The sequence below is a fragment of the Streptomyces sp. NPDC048516 genome (genome assembly GCF_043199875.1).
GTDB lineage: Bacteria > Actinomycetota > Actinomycetes > Streptomycetales > Streptomycetaceae > Streptomyces.
This window is the reverse complement of the sequence record NZ_JBICWS010000002.1, coordinates 181444-195075: the sequence shown is the minus strand read 5'-3', so window position 1 is coordinate 195075 and position 13632 is coordinate 181444. Positions and strand designations below refer to the sequence as shown.

At 72.5% G+C, this 13632-nt stretch carries 13 protein-coding genes; 4 read left to right on the top strand and 9 right to left on the bottom strand.

Annotated elements, in window-relative coordinates:
- Nucleotides 1–49 precede the first annotated feature (49 nt).
- A complete protein-coding gene (locus tag ACGFR7_RS04730; RefSeq protein WP_393312938.1) occupies nt 50–745 on the bottom strand; it encodes a TetR/AcrR family transcriptional regulator C-terminal domain-containing protein in 696 nt (231 codons plus the stop codon).
- 37 nt (nt 746–782) lie between these two features.
- On the opposite strand from ACGFR7_RS04730, the gene ACGFR7_RS04725 reads away from it, so the two are divergent.
- Entirely contained in the window at nt 783–2357 is a 1575-nt protein-coding gene (locus ACGFR7_RS04725; protein WP_393312935.1) for an FAD-dependent monooxygenase, read from the top strand.
- Between the two features lie 34 nt (nt 2358–2391).
- Here ACGFR7_RS04725 and ACGFR7_RS04720 read toward each other — a convergent pair whose 3' ends face one another.
- Nucleotides 2392–2991: a TetR/AcrR family transcriptional regulator gene (locus ACGFR7_RS04720; RefSeq protein ID WP_393312932.1), complete on the bottom strand. Its 600-nt coding sequence runs from the start codon at nt 2989–2991 to the stop codon at nt 2392–2394.
- 70 nt (nt 2992–3061) lie between these two features.
- Between ACGFR7_RS04720 and ACGFR7_RS04715 the strand changes: the two genes are divergently transcribed.
- Nucleotides 3062–4051, top strand: coding sequence for a DMT family transporter (locus tag ACGFR7_RS04715; protein ID WP_393312929.1), 990 nt, complete (start codon nt 3062–3064; stop codon nt 4049–4051).
- Between the two features lie 47 nt (nt 4052–4098).
- Here ACGFR7_RS04715 and ACGFR7_RS04710 read toward each other — a convergent pair whose 3' ends face one another.
- Both ACGFR7_RS04710 and ACGFR7_RS04705 read right to left on the bottom strand, forming a co-directional pair.
- Nucleotides 4099–5547 carry a gluconate:H+ symporter gene (locus tag ACGFR7_RS04710; RefSeq protein WP_393312926.1) on the bottom strand — a complete coding sequence of 483 codons (1449 nt, stop codon included), beginning with the start codon at nt 5545–5547 and terminating at the stop codon, nt 4099–4101.
- 186 nt (nt 5548–5733) lie between these two features.
- Nucleotides 5734–6252 (bottom strand): gluconokinase, encoded by a 519-nt coding sequence (locus tag ACGFR7_RS04705; RefSeq protein WP_393312923.1) that lies wholly within the window; start codon nt 6250–6252, stop codon nt 5734–5736.
- 132 nt (nt 6253–6384) lie between these two features.
- On the opposite strand from ACGFR7_RS04705, the gene ACGFR7_RS04700 reads away from it, so the two are divergent.
- On the top strand, nt 6385–7086 hold the full coding sequence (locus tag ACGFR7_RS04700; RefSeq protein ID WP_393312921.1) for a FadR/GntR family transcriptional regulator: 702 nt from the start codon (nt 6385–6387) through the stop codon (nt 7084–7086).
- Nucleotides 7087–7112: 26 nt separating this feature from the next.
- Here the strand turns inward: ACGFR7_RS04700 and ACGFR7_RS04695 are convergent, their stop codons facing one another.
- Genes ACGFR7_RS04695 through ACGFR7_RS04685 form a run of 3 tightly spaced genes read right to left on the bottom strand, consistent with a single transcriptional unit; the run spans nt 7113 to nt 10067 of the window.
- The gene (locus tag ACGFR7_RS04695; RefSeq protein WP_030981280.1) at nt 7113–7325 is read right to left on the bottom strand and encodes a hypothetical protein; all 213 of its coding nucleotides are present in this window, start codon (nt 7323–7325) and stop codon (nt 7113–7115) included.
- 14 nt (nt 7326–7339) lie between these two features.
- Nucleotides 7340–8434 carry a hypothetical protein gene (locus ACGFR7_RS04690; RefSeq protein ID WP_393312919.1) on the bottom strand — a complete coding sequence of 365 codons (1095 nt, stop codon included), beginning with the start codon at nt 8432–8434 and terminating at the stop codon, nt 7340–7342.
- A 34-nt stretch (nt 8435–8468) separates the two neighbouring features.
- Nucleotides 8469–10067, bottom strand: coding sequence for a methylmalonyl-CoA mutase (locus ACGFR7_RS04685; protein ID WP_393312917.1), 1599 nt, complete (start codon nt 10065–10067; stop codon nt 8469–8471).
- Nucleotides 10068–10201: 134 nt separating this feature from the next.
- On the opposite strand from ACGFR7_RS04685, the gene ACGFR7_RS04680 reads away from it, so the two are divergent.
- Nucleotides 10202–11077 (top strand): L,D-transpeptidase family protein, encoded by an 876-nt coding sequence (locus ACGFR7_RS04680; RefSeq protein ID WP_359010013.1) that lies wholly within the window; start codon nt 10202–10204, stop codon nt 11075–11077.
- Between the two features lie 261 nt (nt 11078–11338).
- Here ACGFR7_RS04680 and ACGFR7_RS04675 read toward each other — a convergent pair whose 3' ends face one another.
- Nucleotides 11339–12391: a hypothetical protein gene (locus ACGFR7_RS04675; protein ID WP_393312915.1), complete on the bottom strand. Its 1053-nt coding sequence runs from the start codon at nt 12389–12391 to the stop codon at nt 11339–11341.
- Nucleotides 12391–13218 carry an RNA polymerase sigma factor gene (locus ACGFR7_RS04670; RefSeq protein WP_359010017.1) on the bottom strand — a complete coding sequence of 276 codons (828 nt, stop codon included), beginning with the start codon at nt 13216–13218 and terminating at the stop codon, nt 12391–12393. Before ACGFR7_RS04670 ends, ACGFR7_RS04675 begins: the two co-directional genes overlap by 1 nt.
- Between the last annotated feature and the right edge of the window lie 414 nt (nt 13219–13632).

The window sequence follows — 13632 nt, the reverse complement described above, 5'->3', positions numbered from 1 at the left end:
CCGGGCGGCCGGCCTCCGCGGCACCGCGGGCGACCGTCGCGCGGCGGGATCAGCCCGCCGCGTCCGGCCCCAGAGTGGCCTCGACGCCCGCGACGATGATCCGCAGCCCGTCCTCGAAGCCCTGCTCCAGATCGCCGAACATCTCCTCGCCGGCCAGCGCCGCGAGCGGATAGTCCGGTCCGAGCCGCCGCTCGCGGTCACCCTGGTCGTAGACCGGGTCACGGGCTTCCCGCCGGCCGGGCACCGGATGGACCGACTGCTCCTCGATCACCTGGCCCACGGTGTAGTTGTAGGCGGTCCACCAGGCCCGCGCCGCCTCTTTCAGGGTGAAGCCCGCCTCCGTGAAGCAGGACATCAAGGAGTTGAGCGGCCCGGCGGCGCTGTCGTCGGTCATCCGCGTACCGCTGAAGACCTTGCCGCCGTCGCGGTAGCCGAGCAGTGCGTGGCGCGTCGTCCGGCAGCCGTCGAGAAGCATTTCCTGCCAGGTGCCGCCCTGCGGGCCCGCGCCGGATCCGCCGGACCCGCCGGACCCGCCGCCCTCCACGCTCCCGAACATCCGCCGGAACATCTCGGTGGCCATCTCGTCCAGCAGTTCCTGCTTGTTCTTGAAGTGCCAGTACAGCGCGGGAGCCTGGACGTTCAGCTCCTTGGCGATGCCCCGCAGGGTGAGCCCGTCGAGGCCGACCTCGTTCAGCAGCCGCAGTGCGGTGTCCACGACCCGTTTCCGGTCGATGCGCGAAACCATGTTGACAACTTAACACCGTTAAATCCATCCTCGGAACATGGCACTTAACAACGTTAAGGAAACCTTTGGCGCCGCCCTGCCCCACGACGGCACGACGGTCGACGTACTGATCGCCGGCGCGGGCCCGACCGGCCTCGCCCTGGCCATCGACCTCACCCGCCGCGGCGTGCGCACCCTGCTCGTCGAGCGGCAGGACCGCCTCTCGCCCGGCGCCCGCGGCACCGGCGTGCAGCCGCGCACCCAGGAGGTCTACGACGACCTCGGGGTGCTGGACGCGGCCTTCGCGGCCGGCGGCCTCTACCCGAAGACCGCCCGCTGGGAGAACGGCGCGATCGTCGACACCACCCAGATGATCGAGCGGGTCGACCCGACACCCGCCGTGCCGTACTCCAACGGCCTGATGCTGCCGCAGTTCCGCAACCTGGAGCTCCTGTACGAGCGGCTGCAAGAGCTCGGCGGTGCGGTGCTCTTCCGCACCGAACTCACCGCATTCGACCAGGACTCCGCCGGTGTGACGGCCCGTCTGCGGCACGCCGGCGGGGCGGAGCGCACCGTGCACGGGGCCTATCTGGTCGCCACCGACGGCGGGCGCAGCACCGTACGCCGGGCGCTGGGCCTCAAGATGAGCGGTCCGGAGCTGGAACCGGTGGCCGTGCTGCTCGCGGACGTCCGGGTGGACGGCCTGGACCGCGACCACTGGCACCGCTGGGAGTCGCCGGCCGGCGGGTTCGCGGGCCTTCTCCCGCTGGCCGGCACCGACTACTTCCAGACCATGATCGCGGGGGCCTTCGACGGCACACCGGACCCCTCACCCGAGACGATCCGTGCCGGGCTCGCGGCGCGCACCCACCTCGACGCCTCGCAGATCGGCGAGGTCCTGTGGTCCTCCCTCTTCCGCCCCCGGGCGGGCCTGGTCGAGCGCTACCGCACCGGCCGGGTCTTCCTGGCCGGCGATGCCGCGCACATCCACTCCCCGGCCGGCGGCCAGGGCCTGAACACCAGCGTCCAGGACGCCTACAACCTCGGCTGGAAGCTCGGCCAGGTGCTGAGGCACGGCGCCCATGACAGCCTCCTCGACACCTACGAGACCGAGCGCCGCCCGATCGCCGAGAGCATCCTCGACACCAGCACCCGGCTGCACCGTTCCGGTACGCTGCGGCGCGGCCGGGACCTCCACCAGCTCGGCATCGGCTACCCCGGCAGCCCGCTCACGCGGGAGCTGCGCACGGACCTCGCCGAGGGCACCCCCGCCGCGGGCGACCGAGCCCCCGACGCCCCGTGCACCACGGCCGACGGCACGCCCACCCGGCTCTTCGACGCCTTCCGCGGCCCGCACTTCACCCTGCTCGACCTGGGCGGCACCGGCGTCGACGAGGGTGCGCTGCCCGCCGATCCGGCCCTGCTGCGCCTCGTCCGCGTCGGCGGCCCGGCCCCCGACCTGACCGACACCGACGGCCACATCCGCGACGCCTACGGCCCGGACCCCGCCGTCCTCCTCATCCGCCCCGACGGCTACCTCGCCCTCGCCGCCCCGCCCCAGGACGCGACGGCGCGGGTGACCGAGGCCCTGGTGACCCACCTCGGCGCGGGCACGGTGTCGGCGGCCCGCTGATCGCCACCGGCCGGTGCGGGGGCCGGCCGGCGGGTCACGACCCCGCCCCCGCAGCGGCGAGCAGCGCCTCCGCCTCGTCGCGGGCCCGGCCGATCGCGTCCGGGAAGACGTCCAGGCCGTGGACGACCAGGGCCCCTTCGTGCAGGAGCATCAGCGCCCGGCCCAGCCGCTCCGCCCGGCCGGGCGCCGCGCCCCCGGCCAGCTCGGTGAACAGCGCGAGCATCCACTGCTTCTGTGCGGTGATGATCGTGTACGCGGGGTGGGACGGATCGCTGATCTCGGCATGGGCGTTGACCATGCTGCACCCCTTGGCACCGCGCTCGGCCGACCAGTCCCGCGAGGCGTCGAAGACGGCCAGCACCCCCGCCGCGGGCGACGGTCCCGCGGCATCGAGATAGGGCGCCAGAAAGACCCGCCAGCGCTCGTCACGGTCCGCCAGGTACTCCACGACGATCTGCTCCTTGGAGCCGAACCGGTCGTAGAGGGTCTTCTTCGTCACCCCGGCCTCGGCCGCGATCAGATCCACCCCGACGGCATGGATGCCGCGCTCGTAGAACAGCCGCTCGGCGGCCGTCAGGGCGCGACGCGCGGCAGGCGTCATGGTGATCCGTCGTGGTGGCTGCGAAGTACCCATGGCAAAAGTATACCGATCTGTATAGTGAAAGGAGAGAGGTATACAGATCGGTCTACTGAAGGGTCACGGCATGCACTTCCTGCTCTCGGCCGCCTTCGTCCTCTGCTGGAGCTCCGGCTTCATCGGGGCCAAGCTCGGCGCCGGCAGCGCGCCCGCGGCCACGCTCCTGATGTGGCGGTTCCTGCCGCTCGCCGCCGTCCTCCTCCTCGTGGCCGCCACCGCCGCCCGCGCCTCGTGGCGGGGCCTGACGGCACGGGACCTGGCCCGGCAGACCGCCGTCGGCGCACTCTCGCAGAGCGGCTATCTCCTCACCGTCTATTACGCGATCCAGCTCGGGGTCTCCAGCGGCACCACGGCCCTGGTCGACGGCACCCAGCCCCTGGTTGCCGGGGCGCTCGCGGGGCCGTTGCTGCGCCAACACGTCTCCCGCCGGCAGTGGCTCGGGCTGTGCCTGGGCCTGGCCGGCGTCGTCCTGGTCACCACCGCCGACGCGTCGGCCGGCGCGGACGTGCCCCGGTGGGCCTACCTCGTCCCGTTCCTCGGGATGTCCTCGCTGGTGGCGGCCACCTTCCTGGAAGGCCGCCCGGGTACCCGGGTCGCACCGTCGGTGTCGATGACGGTGCACTGCGCCACCAGCGCCGTCCTCTTCACCGCCCTCGCCGCCGGCACCGGGTCCCTGCGGCCGCCCGCGTCGCTCTCGTTCTGGGCCGCGGTCTGCTGGCTGGTGGCGCTGTCCACCTTCGGCGGGTACGGGCTGTACTGGCTGATCCTCCGGCGCCGGGGCGTCACCGAGGTGAACACCCTGATGTTCCTGATGGCGCCGGTCACGGCACTGTGGGGAGCGGCCATGTTCGGCGAACCGTTCGGCCCGCGGACCGCCGCCGGACTGGCGGTCGGCCTCGCGGCGGTCGTCCTCGTGCGCCGCGGCGCGGGGCGCCCGGCCACGGGCCCCGCCGGGAATCCGCCCGCACGCGCACGAGGCCGTACCAGCGGTGATCCGCTCGTACGGCCTCGTGCCGGGGACGGGCGCCTGAGGGGGGTGGGGCGCCCGGGACGGTGATCCGTCCGGAAGGAAACAGGGGACAGTGGTCCGACGTACCGGAGCGGCTAGAGGACCAGGGAGAGCAGCAGGACGCACCCGATCCCCACGACCGAGATCAGCGTCTCCATCACCGACCAGGTCTTCAGCGTCTGGCCGACGCTCATCCCGAAGTACTCCTTGACCAGCCAGAATCCGGCGTCGTTGACGTGGCTGAAGAACAGCGACCCGCACCCGATGGCCAGCACCAGCAGCGCGGCATGGGTGGTGCTCATGTCCGCGGCGAGCGGACCGACCAGCCCGGCGGCGGAGATCGTGGCCACCGTCGCGGAGCCGGTCGCCAGCCGGATGGCGACCGCGACCAGCCAGGCCAGCAGCAGCGCGGAGATGTTCCAGCCCTGGGAGACGTCCAGGATCATCTGGCCGACGCCGGCGTCCACCAGCGTCTGCTTGAAGCCGCCGCCCGCGCCCACGATCAGCACCACCCCGGCGATCGGGCCGAGCGACTTCTCGACGGTGGTGGCGATCCGGCCGCGGGTGAACCCGGCCGCCCGGCCCAGCGTGAACATCGCCACGAGGACGGCGGTGAGCAGCGCGATCAGCGGGGATCCGACGACGTCGAAGACCCTCTGGACGGTGTGCTCCGGATCATCGACGACGATGTCCACCAGCGCCTTGGTCAGCATCATCACCACCGGCAGCAGCACGGTGGCCACGGTGATCCCGAACCCGGGCCGCTTTTGCAGGTCGTCGGAGGCGCGCTCGGGCACCATCTTCTCCGGCGGGCGGACGTCCACCCAGCGGGCCGCGTAACGGGAGAAGACCGGACCGGCGATGATCGCGGTCGGGATCGCGACGACCACACCGAGCGCGAGGGTGACCCCGAGGTTCGCCTTGACGGCGTCGATCGCGGCGAGCGGGCCGGGGTGCGGCGGTATCAGCCCGTGCATGACGGACAGTCCGGCCAGCGCGGGGATGCCGATCCGCATCAGCGAGAAGTTGCCGCGCTTGGCGACCAGCAGCACCACCGGGATCAGCAGCACGATGCCGACCTCGAAGAAGATCGGCAGCCCCACGATCCCGGCGATCAGCACCATCGCCCAGGGCATCGCCCGCCGGCCCGTCGCCCGCCACCGCCCTTCGCCGGAAGGGCCTGCGGCCCTGCCCCCTCCGGATTTCGCCAGGATCGTGTCGACGATCTGGTCCGCGCCGCCCGAATCGGCGAGCAACCGCCCGAGGACGGCACCGAGCGCGATCAGCACTCCCGTGCCCGCGACCGTCGTGCCCAGCCCCGTCGAGAAGCTGGTGATCGCCTTGTCGAGGGGCGCACCGGCCACCGCGCCGAGCACCAGCGAACCGATGATCAGCGACAGAAAGGCGTGCAGCTTGAACTTGGTGATGAGCAGGACGATGACGGCTATGCCGGCCAGGACGGCGATGCCCAGCTGTGCGTGACCGGCCGAGGTGATCGGCTCGGCCGCATCCGCTGCGAGCATCTCGACGCTGAGATGTGTCACGGCGATTCCCTTGGTTGGACGGAGGGGAAGGGGGTGCTGCGGTACGGGTGTTGTGGGGAGGGCGGGGTGCGGGGGCGTTGGGGGTGCGGGGGGTGCGGGGGCTGTCGGCCCGGCGCGGGTCTCCGGCCGGTGGGGCTGGGCGGCCGGTGAAGCTGCGAGGACGGTGGGGCCGTAAGGCCGTCGGACCTATCCGGCCGGCGCGGTCATCGCACGCAGTGCGGCCACCGCCCGTCCGGCGATCTGCTCCGGACTGCCGGACACGTCCACGGCGACGCCGGTCTCGTCGCGCCCGAGGGGTTCGAGCGTGGCGAACTGGGAGTCCAGCAGCGCGGCCGGCATGAAGTGGCCCTGGCGCCCGGCCATCCGCTCCTCGATCAGCGCGCGGTCCCCGGTGAGGTGCAGAAAAACGATCCCGGGGGCGGCGGCACGCAGCCGGTCGCGGTAGGCGCGCTTGAGCGCGGAGCTGCTGACCACGCCGCCGTGCCCGGCCCGCTCATGGGCCCAGGCGCCGATGGCGTCCAGCCACGGGCCGCGGTCGGCGTCGTCCAGCGGGATGCCGGCCGACATCTTGGCGATGTTGGCCGGCGGATGGAAGTCGTCACCCTCGGCATACGGGACGCCCAGTCGGGCGGCCACCAGCGGGCCGATGGTGGTCTTGCCGGTGCCGGCCACGCCCATCACGACGATCACGTCGGGGGTGCTCATCCCGTGGTACCTCGCTGTCTTCATCGACCTCGTGCGGCGCCCACTGAACCCCATTAGGTACGACGTATTCAAGAGCCTGTGACGCAAACGTCATACTTAATTGGCCGGAGTGCGGGAACGTAGGCTTGCCCCATGGAAAACGAGGGGAAGGGACTGCACGCCCGTGTACTGGAGTCCCTGGGGCCCGCGATCACCGCGGGCGACTACCCTCCCGGCACGGTCCTGCGCACGGACGAGCTGGAGCAGCGCTTCGACGTCTCCCGCACGGTCATCCGTGAGGCGATCCGGGTACTGGAATCCATGCAGCTGGTCGCCTCCCGGCGCCGGGTGGGGGTGACCGTCCGGCCCACCGAGGAGTGGAACGTCTACGACCCGCGGGTGATCGGCTGGCGGCTGGCCGGCCGCGACCGCCCCCGGCAGTTGCGCTCGCTGACCGTGCTGCGCTCGGCGATCGAGCCGGTCGCGGCGGGCCTCGCCGCCCGGCACGCCACCCCCGCGCAGTGTGCCGAACTCACCGAACAGGCCATGGGCATGGTCGCCACCTCACGCGGCCAGCAGCTCGACGCCTACCTCGTCCACGACACGGCCTTCCACCGGGTCGTCCTGACCGCCTCCGGCAACGAGATGTTCGCCCGGCTCGGCGATGTGGTCGCCGCCGTCCTGACCGGCCGCACCCAGCACCATGTGATGTTCACCGACCCCGACCCGGCCGCGGTCACCCTCCATGTCCAGGTCGCCGAGGCGGTACGCACCGGCGACGCGGCACGGGCGGAGGCCCTGACCCGTGAGATCACCACGGGCGCGATGGCCGAACTGGACGTACTGGCCCCTTAGTTGACCCCGAGCGGCCGGCTCACCGGTCAGAACAGCGGCTGCTGCCCGGGAATCGGCGGCTCTTCCGGATCGAACAGCTTCTCCGCGGGCGCCATCATCGGCGCGATCCGGCGCGACCCCGGGCAGGAAATCAGCTCCAGCACCGTCCGCCGCCCGGGCGGGTCATGGCGGGCGAAGCGCCCGCCGACAACGGCGATCTCTCGGGTGCAGACGGGGCACGCGCGGCGGGGTGACGACATGCCCACAGTGTGACTCACCCCAGCTGGCCGGTCACAAGCTCCCGCACCCGCCCGGCCAGCTCCCCCGCCCCCGGGTCCGCCCGCTCGGCCGCGTCCACCAGCCGGGCGATGTCGTCCGCCCACCTCCCCGAGGCCCGCTCCGTCACCCCGACCCGCGCACCTCCGCGCTCCACCAGCCCCCGGACCGTCTCCGCATCCCGCCCCCGGCGCACCGCCTTCACGGCCCCCACCGCATTGGCCAGCGCACTGACCGCCAACGGCCACCCGCCGCCCGTCGGGACCGGTCCCACCGCCGGTGTCGCGGCCCGTACGTCCAGATCCAGCCTCCGGAAGAGGGGAAGATCGCGGAAGAAGTACGTCAACAGTCGCCGGTCCGCAGCGTCATGGAACTCGGGGTCGCTGCGTGCCGTGAGCAGCGGGAGCGCCCCCGCCAGCGCCTCCCCGGCCCCCGCCACGGCCGCCGCGAACCGCTCACCGGGAACGGTCCACAAGAGGTCGATATCGCTGTACCGGTCATACGCGTCACCGGCCAGCGAACCGCGGAGTTCGAGCCGCCCCTCGGGACACCTCGACCGCAGCGCGGACGCGATGGCGCGCAGCGCCTGGCCGAAGTCCCGGCCCTGCCCGAAGGACAGCGCCTCGTAGACGAAATCGGTGCGGGCGCCGGGGAAGGCGGGCAGTGGCGACTCGACCGCATCCATCACGAAGCCTTCGCGGCCCGCCACATCCCCCGGGTCGTACAACCGCCCGCGCACGGTCCGCCCGTCCGGTACCGCAACCCAGCAGGCACCGGACTGGTACGGCTGCGCCTCGTACACCACCACCCGGCCCAGCGCCGCCGCCAGTCCCCGTGCGAGGTCCCGGCTGCCGGGCGGTGCCACGACCCGCTCCGTCGCGTAGACATCCAGCACCCAGGACACATCGCCGGCGGCCGCGGCACAGCCGCAGCTGACCGCCGCGTCCCAGTGCCGGGTCCTCGGGTCGTACTCCTCGCCCGCCACCTCGACGTCCGCCGCCTGTACCCCCAGGCACCCGGCGAGCGCCGCGGTCAGCGCCCCCGGATTCAGTTCCCCGACGACACAGAAGCCATAGCCCGTACCCACGCTCACCCGTCTCCCCCCTCAACTGCTTCTCAATTGCCCCTCAGAACGCATCCGTCGGCACATAAGTCCCCCACACCTCTCGCAGCGCCTCGCACACCTCGCCCAGCGTCGTTCTCGCCCGCAGGGCCTCGCGCATCGGAGGGAGGACGTTGTCCGTGCCCTCGGCGGCCTTTCGGAGGTCGTCGAGGGCCGCGGTCACGGCGCGGGCGCTGCGGCGATCGCGGAGCAGGGCCAGCCGTTCGACCTGCCGGGCCTCGATCGCCGGGTCGACGCGCAGCGGCTCGTACGGTTCCTCCTCGTCCAGCTGGAAACGGTTGACGCCGACCACGACCCGCTCGCCGGCGTCCGTCTCCTGCGCCAGGCGGTAGGCGTTGCGCTCGATCTCCTCCTTCTGGAAGCCCCGCTCGATGGCGGCCACCGCACCGCCCATGTCCTCGACCCGCTGCATCAGGGCCACGGCCGCTTCCTCGACGTCGTCCGTCATCGACTCGACCGCGTAGGAACCGGCGAACGGGTCGACGGTGGCGGTCACATCGGTCTCGTAGGCGAGCACCTGCTGGGTGCGCAGCGCGAGGCGGGCGGACTTGTCGGTGGGCAGGGCGATGGCCTCGTCGAAGGAATTGGTGTGCAGCGACTGGGTGCCGCCGAGCACGGCGGCGAGTCCCTGGAGGGTGACCCGTGCGAGGTTCACCTCCGGCTGCTGGGCGGTGAGCTGAACCCCCGCCGTCTGGGTGTGGAACCGCAGCATCAGCGACCTGGGGTTCTTCGCGCCGAACTCCTCCCGCATCACCCGGGCCCAGATCCTGCGCGCGGCCCGGAACTTGGCGACCTCCTCCAGCAGCGTCGTACGGGCGACGAAGAAGAAGGAGAGCCGCGGCGCGAAGTCGTCGACGTCCATCCCGGCGGCCACGGCGGTCCGCACATAGGCGATGCCGTTGGCGAGGGTGAAGGCGATCTCCTGCGCGGGCGAGGCACCCGCCTCGGCCATGTGGTAGCCGGAGATGGAGATGGAGTTCCACCGGGGGATCTCGGCCCGGCAGTACTGGAAGATGTCCGCGGTCAGCCGCAGCGACGGCTGCGGCGGGAAGATATAGGTCCCCCGGGCGATGTACTCCTTGAGGACATCGTTCTGCACGGTCCCGTTCAGCCGGTCCGCCGTCACCCCTTCCTCCTCCGCCACCAGTTGGTACAGGAGCAGCAGCAGGGCGGCGGGCGCGTTGATCGTCATCGACGTCGACACCTTGTCCAGCGGGATGCCGCCGAACAGCACCCGCATGTCCTCGACGGAGTCGATGGCCACCCCGACCTTGCCCACCTCGCCCGAGGCGATCGGGGTGTCGGAGTCGTGGCCCATCTGCGTCGGCAGGTCGAAGGCGACCGACAGGCCCGTGGTGCCGTGCGCGATCAGCTGCCGGTAGCGGGCGTTGGACTCACGCGCGGTGCCGAAGCCGGCGTACTGCCGCATCGTCCAGGGCCGTCCGGTGTACATCGACGGATACACCCCGCGGGTGAAGGGGTAGCTGCCGGGCGCGCCGAGGCTGCGCTCCGGGTCCCAGCCGTCCAGCGCCCCGGGCCCGTACACCGGCTCGATCGGCAGGCCGCTCTCGTTGTACCGCTCACTGCCCGACTCGTGCGCCATGGGTGTACGCCTCCCGCTGGGTGACCGGCATCGGGGATACGCCGTGCTCACAGCATGCCCGCAGGTTCGCCGTCCCGCAGCGCTGGGAAGAGTCACCGAGGGCCGGTCGGGCCGCCGAGATCCGGGGGTTGCGTATGCAGCGGAGCAGTGGAAGACGTACGGCGCCTGCGGTGGCCGCGGTGCTGGTGGTGGCGGCGCTGGCGATGGGCTGCCGCCCGGTGACGGTCACCGGGGCCGGTGCGCCCCGAAGCGCGGGCGCTCGCTACGCCCCCACCTCCCCCGCTCCCCCGCCGCTCGGCCATCACGCACCTCCCGCGCCGGACCGGCGCACCACCCCGCCGCGCCCCCACCGCACCGTCCACCACGCGACACCGGCCGGCCGGCCGCTCATGGCAACCGGCTCGCGCGGCGCGCAGGTCCGCGAACTCCAGGCGCGGCTGGCCCAGCTGGGGCTCTTCGACCACTCCCCGACGGGCTACTACGCCGTGGTGACCGCGACCTCGGTCCGCGCCTTCCAGCGGCGGCAGGGCCTGCCCCGTACGGGCAGCGTGCAGCCCACGGCCTGGAGGGCGCTGCGGTCCCACACCCGCACGCCGTCGCACACCGAGCTCTACCCACCCACCACCAGGCCGGTCGGCACCCCCGACCCGCGCTGTATGACGGGCCGGGTGATCTGCATCAGCAAGCGGAGCAACACGCTCACCTGGATGGTCGACGGCCGGGTCGTCTCGGCGATGGATGTCCGCTTCGGCTCGCAGTACACCCCCACCCGCGAGGGCGTCTTCGCGCTCACCTTCAAGAGCCGCCATCACGTCTCGACGCTCTTCCACACGGCCATGCCGTACGCGATGTTCTTCAGCGGCGGCCAGGCCGTCCACTACTCCGCGGACTTCGCCGCCCGCGGCTACCGCGGCGCCTCACACGGCTGCGTCAACGTCCGCGACAGGACCAAGATCGCCGCCCTCTTCCACACAGCGAAGAAGGGCACCAAGGTGGTGGTCTTCCACTAGCCGCACACACGCCACGGCCCCACCCACGTCTTTGACGGACGCGAAAATTGAGCAACCCCCACCCGGCTCGGCCACCTCCGCGAGAGCGGCGCCGGCTTAGGCGCAAAGAGGGTCGCAAAGAAGGGGGCGCGGGCAGGGCCGGGGGAACGTGCCCCGCCCGCGCCAGATGCGCTGAGCCGTAGGTACGGGGGGAACCCCGGCTCTTCGCGCAGCCGATGACCAGTCGGCTCACTCATTACTGCGTCACGGGTTCAAAAAACGTCACACCGGGTCGTCCGCGGTTCCGCCGGGCGTGGCATCTGTGGGGTCCGGGTCGGTTGCCGAGGGGCCGGGGGCCGGGCTGGACGTGCCGGCGGAGGGCCGGGCCGGGTGGCCTTCGTCGTCCTCGTCGCCGCCCTTCCCGCCGCTGCTCTGGCCGGATCCGTCGGATCCGCCGGTGTCGCCGCCGATGCCGCCGACGAGCCCGTCGTCACCGCCCGAGCCGCCGCCGGTCTGGTACCGCGCCAGGTAGGCGCGGCAGAAGGCGTGCACCTTGTCCGGTCCGCCGGCCTTGCTTTCGAGGCGCCGCAGCGTGTCGCGGTCCATGGTGCCGCGCTTGCCGGACTCGTAGTTCTTGCAGAGGGCGAGCAGGAGGTTCTTCGTGCTCCCGCGGCCGGGATCGGTCGCTTTGCCACCGGGCTTGCCGTGGTCGCGTCCCGTGCCGCCGCTCGGGGTGCCGCCGGGTCTTGTGCCGGCGCCGGGGCTGGCCCCGGGCGTGGGGGTTCCGGAGGGCCGGGTGTCCGGCCGGCCGGGAGTGGCGTCGGGGGTCTGCGCCGTGGTGCCGTCGGTCTGGGCGCCGGGTTCGCCGGTGCGGAACGGCCGGGGGGTTTCGGCGGCGGAGACGCTGGAGGCGGGTGCCGGGTCGCCGCCCCGGAAGGGGCTGGGCAGGACGCCGGTACCGGCCGCGACGGCGACGCCGCCGATGGCGCAGGCCGCGAGGGCGACGGCGAAGCCGCGCCGGAAGGGGCGGCCGAGCCGGGTGCGTTCGGTGACGTCTGCGGTGTGGGCGGTGCGCACGCCGTCCGGGAAGGGGTCGGCGGCGGTGCGGTGGCGGGCGCCGGAACCGCGGCGGGCGGCCTGGCGGAATGCCTCGACGGCCGCGTCCTCACCGGGCAGCTGTGCGGTTTCGGGTGCCCTGGCGGCGACCGCGGCGGCGGCCTCCAGGAACTGTTCGAGTTCACGTGCACCGTCGCCGTGCCGGGCACTGACCGGTTCACCGCGCAGCAACTGCTCCGCGGTGTCCTTGTCGAGCCAGTTGTACCGGTCGTCGGCCATCACATGTCCTTCTGCGTTCGTGCGGCCGTTTCCGTCACACCCGGTACGTACGATTCCGCCACGCCGTCGCGGCGTCTTCTGCCCTGTACGGGCACTCCGTTCATTGTCCCGCCACCTCCGGGCGGGCCCGGTGCGGGTGGCCGCGAGGGGGCTCCTTCCCCCTGGTCGGCGCCGTCTTCCCCACCACCGCGGCCACTGCCCTGGCGTCCGTCCCGAGGGCCGTCCCGGCGTCCGTCCTGACGTCCGTCCCGGCTCCGGTCCGGCTCGTCGCCGATCAGCTCGGCGAGCCGCCGCAGTCCGCGGTGTGCGGCGGTGCGCACTGCTCCGGGCCGTTTGCCGAGCACCTGCGCGGCGTTCTTGGCATCGAGCCCGACCACCACCCGGAGCACCACCGCCTCGGCCTGGTCCTGCGGCAGCCCGGCTATCAGCCGCATGGCGCGGCCGGTGCCCAGGGCTTCGAACGCCTCGCCCTCGGTGTCGGACGCCCCGGGGGTGTCCGCCAGCTCACTCTCGTCGCCGCCGATCGCCGGGCGCCGGCCGCGCATCCTGATGTGGTCGAGGGCGCGGTTGCGGGCGATACGGGCGGCCCAGCCGCGGAACCGGTCGGCGTCGCCGCTGAAGCGGGAGAGGTCACGGGTGATCTGGAGCCAGGCCTCGGACGTGACGTCCTCCACGTCCGGTTCGCTCACCAAGGTCCGTACATATCCCAACAACCGAGGATGTACGGCGCGGTAGACGGTACGGAACGCCGCCTCGTCACCGCCCTGTGCCGCCTGCACGGCCACCGTCAGCCGACGGTCGTCCGGCTGAATGTCGTCCCCTCGCACGGGTCCATCCTGTCGCACGCGGAATGTCCGCCGCCCGGTCCTTGCTGCATTGCTGCTTCGCTCGCCGTACCACCGGCCTTGCTTCCCCGTTCCGGCGTCGTTCGAGCGGGCGGCGCCCGTCCGTGCGGTGCCGGAGCCGGGGCGGGCCACCGCGCGCCACCGGCCGCAGCAGGCCGGAAACCGTCGGTAACCCGGATGTACCCGCAGACCGTATCCCGTACAGGCGAACGATCCGAACCCGGGACGGGTCCGCCGGACCCTACGACGGAGTCAGGTGGAGCGGGACAGCGAGCGTCCAGCGCTCCGGCGACCTGCGCGCGCAAACCCCTCGAAAGTTCCCGGGCCGGGGCCCCGGAGAACCCCCCGGGCACTCCTGAGAGCTCCTGGGACGAAGCCCTCGGGACTCCCGGCAGG